12 protein-coding genes are annotated in these 12,069 nt (G+C 71.8%); 8 read left to right on the forward strand and 4 right to left on the reverse strand.

Annotated features, from left to right (window positions below):
• Positions 1 to 51 precede the first annotated feature (51 nt).
• The gene (locus KBZ04_RS08235; protein ID WP_254991470.1) at positions 52 to 771 is read left to right on the forward strand and encodes a pseudouridine synthase; all 720 of its coding nucleotides are present in this window, start codon (positions 52 to 54) and stop codon (positions 769 to 771) included.
• Between the two features lie 11 nt (positions 772 to 782).
• Positions 783 to 1,751: a helix-turn-helix domain-containing protein gene (locus KBZ04_RS08240; protein WP_254991471.1), complete on the forward strand. Its 969-nt coding sequence runs from the start codon at positions 783 to 785 to the stop codon at positions 1,749 to 1,751.
• Here KBZ04_RS08240 and malQ read toward each other — a convergent pair.
• Positions 1,706 to 3,259, reverse strand: a complete 1,554-nt coding sequence (gene malQ / locus KBZ04_RS08245; protein ID WP_254991472.1) for a 4-alpha-glucanotransferase — start codon at positions 3,257 to 3,259, stop codon at positions 1,706 to 1,708. The genes KBZ04_RS08240 and malQ overlap by 46 nt on opposite strands.
• The gene (locus tag KBZ04_RS08250) at positions 3,256 to 4,476 is read right to left on the reverse strand and encodes a Coenzyme F420 hydrogenase/dehydrogenase, beta subunit C-terminal domain (RefSeq protein ID WP_254991473.1); all 1,221 of its coding nucleotides are present in this window, start codon (positions 4,474 to 4,476) and stop codon (positions 3,256 to 3,258) included. Before KBZ04_RS08250 ends, malQ begins: the two co-directional genes overlap by 4 nt.
• A gap of 140 nt (positions 4,477 to 4,616) precedes the next feature.
• Between KBZ04_RS08250 and KBZ04_RS08255 the strand changes: the two genes are divergently transcribed.
• The 4 genes from KBZ04_RS08255 (at position 4,617) to KBZ04_RS08270 (ending at position 7,577) form a co-directional block, all read left to right on the forward strand.
• Positions 4,617 to 5,636, forward strand: coding sequence for an LCP family protein (locus tag KBZ04_RS08255; RefSeq protein ID WP_254991474.1), 1,020 nt, complete (start codon positions 4,617 to 4,619; stop codon positions 5,634 to 5,636).
• Between the two features lie 14 nt (positions 5,637 to 5,650).
• On the forward strand, positions 5,651 to 6,319 hold the full coding sequence (locus tag KBZ04_RS08260) for a MarC family protein (RefSeq protein ID WP_254991475.1): 669 nt from the start codon (positions 5,651 to 5,653) through the stop codon (positions 6,317 to 6,319).
• Between the two features lie 105 nt (positions 6,320 to 6,424).
• Positions 6,425 to 7,252, forward strand: a complete 828-nt coding sequence (locus KBZ04_RS08265) for a shikimate dehydrogenase family protein (RefSeq protein ID WP_254991476.1) — start codon at positions 6,425 to 6,427, stop codon at positions 7,250 to 7,252.
• Between the two features lie 43 nt (positions 7,253 to 7,295).
• The gene (locus KBZ04_RS08270; RefSeq protein WP_254991477.1) at positions 7,296 to 7,577 is read left to right on the forward strand and encodes a hypothetical protein; all 282 of its coding nucleotides are present in this window, start codon (positions 7,296 to 7,298) and stop codon (positions 7,575 to 7,577) included.
• A gap of 13 nt (positions 7,578 to 7,590) precedes the next feature.
• Here the strand turns inward: KBZ04_RS08270 and KBZ04_RS08275 are convergent, their stop codons facing one another.
• The gene (locus KBZ04_RS08275; RefSeq protein ID WP_254991478.1) at positions 7,591 to 8,136 is read right to left on the reverse strand and encodes a hypothetical protein; all 546 of its coding nucleotides are present in this window, start codon (positions 8,134 to 8,136) and stop codon (positions 7,591 to 7,593) included.
• Positions 8,137 to 8,203: 67 nt separating this feature from the next.
• On the opposite strand from KBZ04_RS08275, the gene KBZ04_RS08280 reads away from it, so the two are divergent.
• Together KBZ04_RS08280 and KBZ04_RS08285 are read left to right on the forward strand one after the other, a co-directional pair.
• Positions 8,204 to 9,211 (forward strand): ribose-phosphate pyrophosphokinase, encoded by a 1,008-nt coding sequence (locus tag KBZ04_RS08280; RefSeq protein ID WP_254991479.1) that lies wholly within the window; start codon positions 8,204 to 8,206, stop codon positions 9,209 to 9,211.
• Positions 9,212 to 9,222: 11 nt separating this feature from the next.
• Positions 9,223 to 10,476 (forward strand): glycoside hydrolase family 10 protein, encoded by a 1,254-nt coding sequence (locus tag KBZ04_RS08285; RefSeq protein ID WP_254991480.1) that lies wholly within the window; start codon positions 9,223 to 9,225, stop codon positions 10,474 to 10,476.
• Here the strand turns inward: KBZ04_RS08285 and KBZ04_RS08290 are convergent.
• The coding region (locus tag KBZ04_RS08290; RefSeq protein WP_254991482.1) for a DUF3458 domain-containing protein at positions 10,473 to 12,069 on the reverse strand (1,597 nt) is incomplete at its 5' end. The two genes, KBZ04_RS08285 and KBZ04_RS08290, sit on opposite strands and share 4 nt — an antisense overlap.

Consider the following 12,069-nt stretch of genomic DNA (forward strand, 5'->3'; position numbering starts at 1 on the left):
CCATCACTTTGCGGACTCGCTCCGACCTGGAGCGGTCCGCAGAATGGGGCCATGGCTGCCGACCGTCTGCAGAAACTCGTGGCTGCCGCAGGGCTCTGCTCCCGCCGGGAGGCGGAGATCTGGCTGCGCGAGGGCCGGGTGCGGGTCAACGGTGACCTGGCCCAGCTGGGCGACCGCGCCGATCCCGCCTGCGACCGCATCAGCGTCGACGGCCACCCCCTGGAACTGCCCCGTACCACCCTGACGCTGCTGCTCAACAAGCCGCCCGGGGTGCTGAGCACCTGCCACGACACCCACGGCCGGCCCACCGTGCTCGACCTGCTGCCGCCGGAGCGGCGCCGCGGCCTGCATCCGGTGGGCCGGCTCGATGCCGACAGCCGGGGCGCCCTGCTGCTCACCAGCGACGGCGACCTCACCCTGCGCCTCACCCATCCCCGCTACGGCCATCGCAAGACGTATCAGGTGTGGGTCGAGGGATGGCCGCGGCCGGCCACCCTGGAGCGCTGGCGGGCCGGCGTGCCCCTCGATGGCCTGCCCAGCCAGCCGGTGGAGTTGCATCGGCTGCGCCACCACCGCGGCGCCACCCTGCTGGAGTTGGTGCTGCGGGAGGGCCGCAACCGCCAGATCCGCCGCACGGCGCAGATCCTCGGCCACCCGGTGCTGGATCTGCGGCGGGTCGCCGTCGGCCCGGTGCAGCTGGGCGATCTGCCTGAAGGGTCCTGGCGTGAGGTCGAACCAGGAGAATGGGGTCCCCTGGCCGTCGCTCCCTGAGCCCCCCTCCCTTGCCCAAGCCGGTCCCGTCCCTGTTTCAGCGACTGCGCGAGCGCCTGCCGGGCCAGCGCCGCAGCGTGGGGACGGTGGTGGAGGAACGACGCCAGGATCCCCTGCTGCTTGCCGGTCAGCAGCTGCGCGAGGCCAGGGAGAGCCGCGGCATCGGCCTGCGCCAGCTGGCGATCGACACCCGCATCAGCACCGCCGTGCTGGAGGCCCTGGAGCGCGGCTGGCGGGACCGGCTGCCGGAAGCCGCCTACCTGCGCACCATGCTTCCCCTGCTGGAGCACCATCTGGAGTTGCCCGGGGGCTCCCTGGACGGGGTGCTGCCACCGGAGCAGGAGCGGCGCAACGGGCGGCGGCGGGACACGGTGCTGCGGCGCTTCACCCCCGGCTCGATCGACGTCTTCACCACCTGGCAGGGCACGGTGCTCTACGCGGTGCTGTGTGCTGGCCTTCTCTATGGCCTCAACCTGCAGCAGCGCCAGCTGGCCGCCCAGGGCCTGAACGCCCTGCGGCCGATCCCGCCCCTGAGTGCCGCCCAGACCGACCAGGCGAATCTGGAGGATGCGGACCGGGTGATCCTGGGCGCCTACCCCGACCTGCGCCCCCTGGGCAAGGCCGCCGCGGGGCAGGGTCTGCAGCGGCTGCGGCGCGAAACCAGCCAGAACCGCCCCGATCTGGCCCTCGGCCTGCTGCGCCTGGAGCTGGCCAAGCCCACCCGGGTCTCCCTGCGCAGCGATCGGGGCGTGGAAACCCAGCTGCCTGCCGTGCAGGGCAGCCTCAGTCTGCCGGTGCTGCCCCCCTTCAGCCTGCGGCTCGAGCCCGCTCCGGCGCCCGGTTCGGTGCGCTGGAACGGCCAACCCCTGACGCCCGCCCCCGCCGCCGGCCAGAGCTCCGAGCCGACGGGCGGCCAGGGCCCGGCGCAGTTCCTCTACCCGCCCCCGGTCCCGTCCGCCGCCTCCCGGCCCCGGCCGTAGCGGGCCGCCATGGCCCCGAAGCCCTGCAGGGGCCCCGCCAGCGACGCCACAGGCAGGGCCAGCCGCCAGCTCCAGTTGCCTTCGATCGTGCCGGGGGTGTTGAAGCGGGCCTCGTCGCCGAGCTCCAGCAGGTCCTGCAGCGGCACCACGGCCAGCTCGGCCGGTGAGGCCAGGGCCAGCTCCAGCAGCTGCCAGCTGGGCGCCCGCACCTCGCCCCCCACCACCGCCGCGACCCGTCCCCTGGCGTCGTCGTCAAGATCCCGCCACCAGCCGAGGCTGGTGGCGTTGTCGTGGGTGCCGGTGTACACCACCCAGCGGCTGCCCCTGTAGTTCGCCGGCAGGTAGGCGTTGTCCTCGTTGCCGTCGAAGGCGAACTGGAGGATCTTCATGCCGGGGAGTTCGAAGCGATCGCGCAGGGCCTCCACCGCCGGGGTGATGACGCCCAGGTCTTCGGCGATCAGCGGCAGCCGGTCGCCGGCCAGCAGCCGGTCCTGGCGGCGGCAGCGCCGCCACAGCCGGCCCAGCAGGGCGCGACCGGGGGAGGGACGCCAGGTGCCGTGCTCGGCGGTGACATCCGCCCCCGGCACGCTCCAGTAGGCCTCCAGGGCCCGGAAGTGGTCGAGGCGGAGCAGATCTATCAGCTCCAGCTGGCGCTGCAGCCGTTGCAGCCACCAGCCGAAGCCACTGAGGCGGTGGGTCCACCAGCGGTACACGGGGGTGCCCCACAGCTGGCCGGTGGCGGCGAAGTAATCGGGCGGCACGCCGCTCTGCTCCACCAGCCCTCCATCGGAGCGCAGGGAGAAGAGGCGCCGGTGGCTCCAGACATCGGCGCTGTCGTGGGCCACGTAGAAGGGCAGATCCCCCACCAGCCGCACCCCCTGGTCGTGGGCCCGCTCCTGCAGTCGGCCCCACTGGCACTGGAGCTGCCATTGAAGCAGGGCCTCCTGCAGCAGGGCCCGGCTGTGGGCCTCAACCAGCGCCCGCAGGGCCGGCGGGTGGCGCCGGGCCAGGGGTTCGGGCCACTCCCACCAGGGCCGTCCCCCCTGCAGGCGGCGGATCACCATGAAGCGGCAGTGGTCGACCAGCCAGTAGCGCTGGCGCTGCTCCCAGCGATCGAAGGCGTCCTGGCACGGCTGGCTCTGGTCGGCCCAGCGCCGCCCCAGGGCCACGGCGATGGCCGCCGCCCGTTCGGCGGCGGCGGCAGGATCAAGGCGATCGAGGGGCCCGGCGGGCAGGGCGTCCCGGTCGGCGGCGGTGATTAGGCCCTCGGCCATCAGAGCGTCGGCATCAATCAGCCAGGGGTTGAGGGCCGAACCGCTGGGGGAGCTGTAGGGGGAGCCGGTGCCATCGGTGGGGGACAGGGGCAGCAGTTGCCACACCCCCACCCCCTCGCTGGCCAGGAGATCAATCCAGTCCCGCGCCGCCGCGCCGAAGCTGCCGCAGGCCGGCGTGCCCGGCAGGGCGGTGGGGTGGAGCAGAACGCCGCAGGCCCGGGGGTCGCCGCTCACGGCTGGGGCAGGCGGTAGCGGGCCACGATCTTGCGGGCGAAGGCGGGGATGTGGGCCTCCACCTTCTCCGGGTGGTGGCGCTGCAGCCAGAGGGCGTTGCGCGTGAAGTGGGAATCGATCGAGAAGCGGCCGTACTCGAGCCCCTTCGGCCCGAAGCGCTGCACGAACACGCCCACCAGCTCAGCGAGCCACATGGGGAGTTTGAGGGCCTTCTCGTAGGCGTCGATGCCCTGCTGCACCGCCTGGCGGCGGTCGCCGGCGCTGGTCACCGGCGCCAGGTCGAGCTCCGGCTCCACCAGATCCAGCAGCTCCTGGCCGAGGGCATTGCGGACCGTGATCCACTGGCGGCCGAAGCCGGCGCCCATGTAGCCCACCACCAGATCGGCGCCGGCGTTGGTGTAGTCGAAGCAGCTCAGGCAACTGGGGGCGAACACGTCCTTGAGGGCGGGCGTGTCGAGGCCGAAGAAGGGCACCGTTTCCTCCTGGCCGTCGCTGTGGCGGAAGTGGATGCGGAAGTCCTGCATGAACTCGTAGTGCACCACCGTGTCGGGGGAGCGGCTGGCGCTCTCCAGAAAGGTCTGCAGCCCCTGGCGGCTGACGTTGTCGACGCAGGGCAGGCCGAGCACGTAGAGCTGCCGCAGGGGCAGGGTGGCCTGCACGGCCCGCAGGGCCTGGATCTGGCAGCCCACCCCGATGGCCAGCAGCCGTTCGATGCCGCTGCCCGGCAGCTGCTCGAGCACCTCCAGGTTGGGGGAGAGGGTGGGCTTGTTCACCCGCGCCGCCAGCACCTGCTCGGGGGTGCGGGCCAGCACCGGCACCGGCGTGAAGCGGTCGTCCGGACTCTGCTGCACGCACAGCACCGCATCCACCAGGCCGCTCTCCAGGGCCCGCACGCCGATGCGGCTGACGATGCCCGTCCACTGGGCCCCCTCGATCGGCCGGCGCAGGCGGGCGGTGACCATGCGCTGGTGCACACCGAAGTAGAGCTCGTCCTCGTCGTCGAGGCGACGGCTGCGGCCGTGGGCCTGTTCCTCCATCGCCTCGAAGCGTTGCTCCAGGAAGGCGCAGGCCCGACGCACGTAGGCCACCCAGCGGCTGTCGCAGAGGCCGCAGTCGCTGCAGAGATCCTTGGCCGGCTTGGGGCTGCCCTTGGCCAGGGGTCGGGCTCGATCGTGCGGCGCCACGGAGGCCGGCGCCGGTGAAGGAACGGTGGACAAGCGGTGGAGGGGCGCGGTGGCTTGACGCTCAAGCTATCCGTCGTTGCGCTCCCATGCCGCCGACCTCCGATGGTCTCCGGGCCAATGGGGGGCACCGGCTGCGTCAGAGTGCCCCCCAAGCACCCTCCGATTCGGCCCCGATGCCCGCCCGCCGGAAGCCCCGCCGCCCCGCCGACACCCCGACCAGCGGGACCCCCGGCTGCGCGACCCCGACGGCCCCGGCCCCGAAGCGGCCCCTGCTGACCGGGCGGTTGCTCAAGAGCCTCGCGATCACAGCCGCCGGGGCCGTGGTGGGGATGGGCACCCTGGGGCTGCTCTGGCCGATGCCGGACCGGGCCCTGGCCCCTACGGCCGACGTGGGCCCGGCCAGCCTGGCCGCCCCGCCGGCGCGGCCCATCACTCTGCTGGTGATCGGCAGCGACGCCGAGCGGATCGGCGCGCCGATCAACAAGGCCGCCCCCGCCGGCCCCGCCAACGCCGATGCCCTGCTGCTGGTGCGCATCAATCCCGAGGGGCCCCTGCAGGTGCTCAACCTGCCCACCGAAGTGGCGGTGAACCTGCCAGGGCAGAAGGGCCCGAAGCGGCTGGGTGAGGCCTTCCGCCTCGGGGGCGTGGCGCTCACCGCCGATGCGGTGCGGGAGCTGGTGGGACTGCAGTCCCCCGCCCCCGATCGCTACCTGGTGCTCCCGCGGGGGGCGCTGAGGGATCTGGTCAACGGCCTCGGGGGCCTCGAACTCAGCCCGCCGCGGCGGATGGGCTACACCGATAAAGCCCAGAAGCTGACCATCGACCTGGAGGCCGGGCTGCAGCAGCTGGGGGGCGCCAAGGTGGAACAGCTGGTGCGCTTCCGCGACCAGTGGCTGGGCGACACCGGCCGCCGCAGCAACCAGCAGCTGGTGGCCACCAGCCTCAGGGAGCGGATGCTGCAGCCGGAGCGGCTGGTGAAGCTGCCGTTCCTGGTGAGCCAGCTGCAGCCCAAGGTGGAGACCAACCTCTCACCGAGCGAGACCCTCAGCCTGCTGGCGGCCGGACTGGATGGCGGCAAGCCGGTGCAGTTCGCCAGCCTGCCGCTGAAGCCCGCCGAGGAGAAGCACAAGGGACTGCGCCAGCTGGATCCCGGCGCCACGCCACCGCTGTGGAAGGAGCCGGAGGCCCCATAGCGATACTGGGCACCATGGCCATCACTCCTGAGCTGCTGGTGCCGAGCACCTTCCAGCACTACCTGCTGGGGTTGTTCGCCGTGGCCAACAACTTCCCCGCCATCGGTCCGTTTCTCACCCTGAGCCAGGGGGTGCCTTCCAGCCAGGTGCGGCGGGTGATCCGCATCACCACCTTCTCCAGCCTGCTGATCATGCTGGGCGCCTACTTCCTGGGCACGGCGGTGCTGCAGTTCTTCGGCATCAGCGTCAGCGCCTTCCAGATCGCCGGGGGGCTGCTGCTGGGCTTCAGCGGCCTGAGCATGCTCAACGCCACCGATCCGGGCGATTCCCACGAGAAGAACTTCGATGTGTCCCGCATGGATGTGGGGCAGATGACCTCCTCGGCGATCGTGCCGATCTCCCTGCCCCTCACCACCGGGGCCGGCACGATGTCGACGATCACGGTGTACGCCGAGGCGGCCCGCAGCCTGGATCTGCGCCTGCAGCTGTTCGCGGCGATCTGGGCGATGGCGATCCTGATCGGCCTGATGTTCACCTTCGCCACCCGCCTCACCCGGCTGCTGGGCCATGTGGGCATGACGGTGCTGATCAAGGTGATGGGCCTGTTCACCCTGGCGATCGGGGTGCAGTTCATCGCCACCGGCGCCAGCACCCTCCTCAGTCGGGTGACGCTGAAGATCTGAGGTGGGGGTGGTTGTGTCGCTTCCGCCCGGAGCTCCGCCCCGGTGACCCACCCTTGCCAGTCTGGGGATTGCCGCCGGCTCGCTGTGATCCCTCCCCAGAAGCAGATGACCGGCATGCTCGGCCATCCGGTGGCCGAGAACCCGATCGATCGGATGTTCGATGCGGTGTATGCCCATTACGGGCTGTGCTGGCAGTTCTGGAAGAACGACATCGCCAACGCCCAGGACCTGGCCCTGGCGGTGCGGGCCCTGGTGCCCCTGGGCTATCGCGGCATGGCGATCACCGTGCCCTACAAGGTGGCGGTGCTGCCCCTGCTCGATGCCGTCGATGACGACGTGCGGGCCATCGGTGCCGCCAACTACCTCACCATCGAAGCCGGCCGCCTGATCGGCCACAACAACGACGGCAAGGGGGTGGTGAAGGCGATCGAGAAGCTGGCGCCCCTGGCGGGCCGGCGGGTGGTGATGCTCGGGGCCGGCGGTGCCGGCCGGGCGATGGCGGTGGAGATGGCCTGGGCCGGCGCAGCCCACCTCACCCTGATCACCCGGCGGCAGGAGCAGGGCCAGGAGGTGGCCGACACCGTCACCCGCGCCTCCGGCGTGCCGGCGGTGTGGCAGCCGTGGCAGGGGGAGGTGGTGGTGCCGGCGGGCACCAGCCTGATGATGAATGCCACCCACCTGGGCTGCGCGCCGGAGCTGGAGCCGGTGCCCGTCCGCTGGGACACGGTGGATCCGGCCTGCCTGGTGGTGGATGTGATCAGCAACCCCCGCATCACCCCCTTCCTGGCCACGGCCCGCAACCGCGGCTGCCCGGTGGTGGATGGCGTCGAGATGCTGGTGCAGCTGGCCATGCAGATCTTCGAGCAGTGGACCGGCGTGACCCCCGAGGAGGAGGTGTTCCAGCGCGCCGTGGCCGAGGCCCTGGGGGAGTGAGCCCGGCGCCCTTACGTTGGCGCTTGTTGTTTCCCACATCCCCATGACCCGGGTTGTGTCACTCGCCGGCCTTGCGGCCCTGGGCCTCCTGGCCGGGTGCGGCCGCCCCGATGGCCGGGCTCTGCAGACGATCGCCTGCCAGCAGGTGGCCAGCACGATCGATCTCCAGTCGGTGGGCCAGATCGATGCCCTGCGCAAGACCCTCGGCCTGGCACCGGGCGTTGATCCGATCAGCACCTGCCGCGAGCTCGGCGTCACGATGGACTCCGGCGCCCCCGGGGCGAGCGGCGCCGGCGGTGAGGCCGAGGAGCAACGCAGCGACTGAGGGCCGTGGGCCGCTAGGCCGCCTTCAGCACCCGCCAGCGGCCCCGCAGCACCTGCTGCAGCGCCGCCATCGCGGCCGCGGCCTCCTCGTTTTCCTTGCCGCTCTCCGGCAGCCAGCCCACCCAGGGCAGGCCGTCGCGGCGGCGCTTCAGGGGCTGCCAGTTGCCGCCCACCTGCACCAGGCCCATCAGGGGCACCCGCCAGCGCTCCAGCAGGGCGCCGCCGGCCGCCGGAAGCCCCGTGGCCATCTGATCGCCCCGCACCACCAGCAGACAGGGCTGGCGCCAGGCTCCGAGGGCCTCGGCCCAGCTGCCGCCCCGCGCCAGCGGCAGGCCGGGGTCCAGGGGAAGGGCGGCCAGCCAGGGGGCCGAATCTTCGGCCCTCAGGACCGCCAGGCTGGCATCGGGATCCTTGGCCCTGGCCAGCTGCCGCAGACTGGCGCCTTCGGCAGCGGCGAGGCGCGCGGCGACGGCCGTCAGGCCCTCCAGCTCCTGCCGTAACCCCAGTCCCACCAGGAGCAGGCCGCCCTTGGGCTCCGCTTCGAACCCTGAAACCGACATGGTTGTTTGCACTGTCCGGCCCGGCACGCTTCTACCATCGTGCTGCGAAGCAACGCCGCCTGCGCCCTTGTCCACTTTCTCGACCGCTGAACGGGTGGAGCAGAGCGAGCAGCCGCCTCTCACCAGCCACGATCCCCGGCGGTTGCGGTTGTTCTGCGGCAACGCCAACCCCGATCTGGCCCGGGAGATCGGCGCCTATCTGGGGGTGCCTGACGGCCCGAGGGTGATCAAGCGTTTTGCCGACGGCGAGCTCTACATCCAGATCCAGGAGTCGATCCGCGGCTGCGATGTCTTCCTGGTCCAGCCCACCTGCGCTCCGGTGAACGATCACCTGATGGAGCTGCTGATCATGGTGGATGCCTGCCGGCGGGCTTCGGCGCGCCAGATCACGGCGGTCATCCCCTACTATGGCTACGCCCGCGCCGACCGCAAGACGGCCGGGCGGGAATCGATCACCGCCAAGCTGGTGGCCAACCTCCTGGTCAAGTCCGGCGTCGAGCGGGTGCTGGCCATGGACCTGCACTCCTCCCAGATCCAGGGCTACTTCGATATCCCCTGCGACCACATCTACGGCTCACCGGTGCTGGTCGACTACCTCGCCACCCGGGACCTGGGCGAGGTGGTGGTGGTCTCCCCCGACGTGGGCGGTGTGGCCCGGGCCCGGGCCTTCGCCAAGCAGATGAAGGATGCGCCTCTGGCGATCATCGACAAACGCCGCTCCGGCCACAACGTGGCCGAAAGCCTCACCGTGATCGGTGATGTGGTCGGCAAGACGGCGATCCTGATCGACGACATGATCGACACCGGCGGCACCATCTTCCAGGGCGCCCAGCTGCTGCGGGCCCGGGGGGCGGCCCGGGTCCTGGCCTGCGCCACCCACGCCGTCTTTTCCCCCCCCGCCGTGGAGCGGCTCTCCACGCCGGGCCTGTTCGAGGAGGTGGTGGTGACCAACAGCATCCCCCTGGCCCCCGACCTGCACTTCCCCCAGCTGCGGGTGCTCTCGGTGGCCAACATGCTGGGGGAAACGATCTGGCGGATCCACCAGGAGAGCTCGGTCAGCTCGATGTTCCGCTGAGGGGCACCGCCATGACCGCCCCACCGCCGCCCGCCCAGCGGGTGCCCCTTACGCGCTTCGCCCACCTCAAGCGCCACCTGCCGGTGCCGCTCACCGTGCTGGTCACGGCCCTGCTCGCCCTCGCCGTGGGGGCCCCCCGCCCCGCCGTCGCCGAGGGGCGGCTGCCGAAGGGGTTCGAGCGCCGCATCGGTGTCTGGCTCACCAACAGCCCCAGCCCCCTTTACTACGACGCCGCCCGCATCGAGACCGCCGTGGCGCAACTCGACGCCGCCGGCTTCAACACCCTCTACCCCAACGTCTGGAGCCGGGGGGCCACCTTCCACCGCAGCCGCTGGGCGCCGCTGGAGCCGGCCCTGGCCCGCTCCAACCCCGGCCTCGACCCCATCTGCCGCTTCACCAAGGCGGCCCATCGCCGCGGCATGCAGGTGATCCCCTGGTTCGAGTACGGCCTGATGGAGCCGGGCGATGCCGAGGTCGTGCAGCGGAACCCGGAGTGGGTGCTGCGCCGCGCCGACGGCAGTGCCCTCTATGCCATGCACGGCGCCAACCTCAAGACCTCCCCGCTCAAGGACCTGCGGGTGTGGCTGAATCCGGCCCATCCGGGGGTGCGGGCCCGCTTCATCGGTCTGATCAAGGAGATCGTCCAGCGCTGCGGTGTGGACGGCATTCAGCTCGACGACCACTTCGCCTGGCCGGTGGAACTGGGCTACGACGCCTACACCCGTGCCCTCTACCTGGCGGACACCGGGCGGGAGCCGCCTGCCAACTTCAACGACCGCTACTGGATGAAGTGGCGCCGCCAGCAGCTAACGGCCCTGCTGCGGGAACTGCGGGGCACCATGCAGGAGGTGGGCGGTCCGCGCCGCACCGTGATCAGCCTCTCGCCGGGCCCGTTCCGCTTCGCCTACAACCACTGGCTGCAGGACTGGGAACTCTGGGCCCTGGGAGAGCTGGTCGACGACCTGATCGTGCAGAACTACGCCTATTCGGTGAAGGGCTTCGAGCGCGATCTCGATCAGCCGGCCCTGGTCAAGGCCCGTCGCTGGGGCATGCCCGTGGAGATCGGCATCCTCTCCGGTTTCGGTGGCCGCACCCCCGACATGGCCACCCTGGAGCAGAAGGTGCGCCTCTCCGCCGCCCGCGGCCACGGCGTGATCTTCTTCTACTGGGAGGGTCTCTGGGGCCAGTACGCCGGGCCGGAGGGGGCCGCCGCCCGCCAGGCCGCTTTCCGTCGCCTCAACAAGGAGGTGTTCGGCAGCCGCTAGGCGTCCTGGGCAGCCGCGCCGAGGCACTGCCCTACCACCTCGCGGGTGTTGGTGGAGAGTTCGGAGGCCGCCAGCTGGTCGAGGGCCTGCCGCATCCGCTCCCGGCGCCCGTGGCCGTAGCTCTGCCAGCGGCTGAACACCTTGGCCAGGCGCGAGGCCGTGATCGGATTGCGCTGATCCAGGGCGGCGATCTGGTCGGCCATGAAGCGGTAGCCGCTGCCGTCGGCGGCATGGAACACCGGCGGATTGCCCGCCAGTCCCCCCAGCACCGCCCGCACCGCGTTGGGGGCCGCCGGATCGAAGCGCGGATGGTCGAGCAGCCGCTGCACCCGCGCCAGGCCATCGGCGAAGGGGGCTGAGGCCTCCAGGGCGAACCAGGCATCGAGGATCACCGGCTTCTGCTCCCAGCGGGCATAGAAGGCCTCCACCGCCTCCTGGCGGGCGGCGATCGGGTGATCCTGCAGCGCCCGCAGGCCCGCCCGGGCCAGGGTCATCGAGGGGCCGTCCACCGCCGCCCGCGCCGCGGCGATCACAGCGTTGTCGCCGGCGGCCACCCGCCAGCTCCAGATCGAGGCCGTCAGCATCCGGTCGCCCACCCCCTCCGGCCATGCCAAAGACCACTGGTCGCTGACCCGCTCCAGGGCCCGCTGCAGCGGCTCGGCCAGGGCGTCCCCGAAGCACCGGCGCAGGGCCTGCAGGGCGGCGAACAGGGCCGGCGGATCGGGGTGTGGTGCGGCGTCCTCCAGCTCGGCCAGACCCGGCAGGGCCAGCAGCACACTGCGGCTGGCCTCCGAGAGGGAGGGGTCGGCCAGGATCCGCTCGAAGGCGGCGATCAGGGCGTCCTCCAGGCCCCCATCCACCCGGCCGGCCGCCCGACGCAGCACCGCCCGGCGCAGCAGCAGCTGGCCCGCGTCCCAGCGGGCGAAGGGGTCGCTGTCGGTCGCCAGCAGGTGCACCAGCTCGCTGGAGGGACGCCCCAGCTCCACCTTCACCGGCGCCGAGAACTGGCGCAGCAGGGAGAGGGCCGGCGGCGGCGCCTGGGCCGGCAGCCCCTCGAAGCGGAACACCTGCTCCTCCTGGTCGATCAGCAGCAGCCGTGTGCCCGCCCCCCAGCGCCGCGGCAGCAGCGGGGCGGCGGCGTGGTCGGGGTCTTCGGCCACCAGTCGCATCGGCACGGGCTGGCCCCCCTGGCTCACCAGTCCCACCGCCAGCGGGATCACCAGGGGCTGCTTGTGGGGCTGGCCGGGGGTGGGTGGGGTCGACTGGCGCACGAACAGCTCCAGGATCCCCGCCGCCTTGTGCCAGCGGCGTCGCAGGTGCAGCACCGGCGTGCCCGCCTGGTGGTACCAGCGGCGGAACTGAACGAAATCAAAGGGCGGCAGGCGGCAGTTGTCGTCCAGCTCCCCGGCCGCGTCCTGCATGGCCTGGACGAAGTTCTCGCAGGTGGCGGCGGTGCCGTCGTGGCGCTCCACGTACAGCGCCATGCCCCGCTGGAACGTTTCTTCCCCCAGCAGGGTGTGCAGCACCCGGATCACCTCCGAGCCCTTTTCGTAGATCGTGGTGGTATAGAAGTTATCGATCGCCTGGTACTGG

The sequence above is a fragment of the Cyanobium sp. N5-Cardenillas genome (assembly GCF_024345515.1).
Classification (GTDB): Bacteria; Cyanobacteriota; Cyanobacteriia; order PCC-6307; family Cyanobiaceae; genus Cyanobium.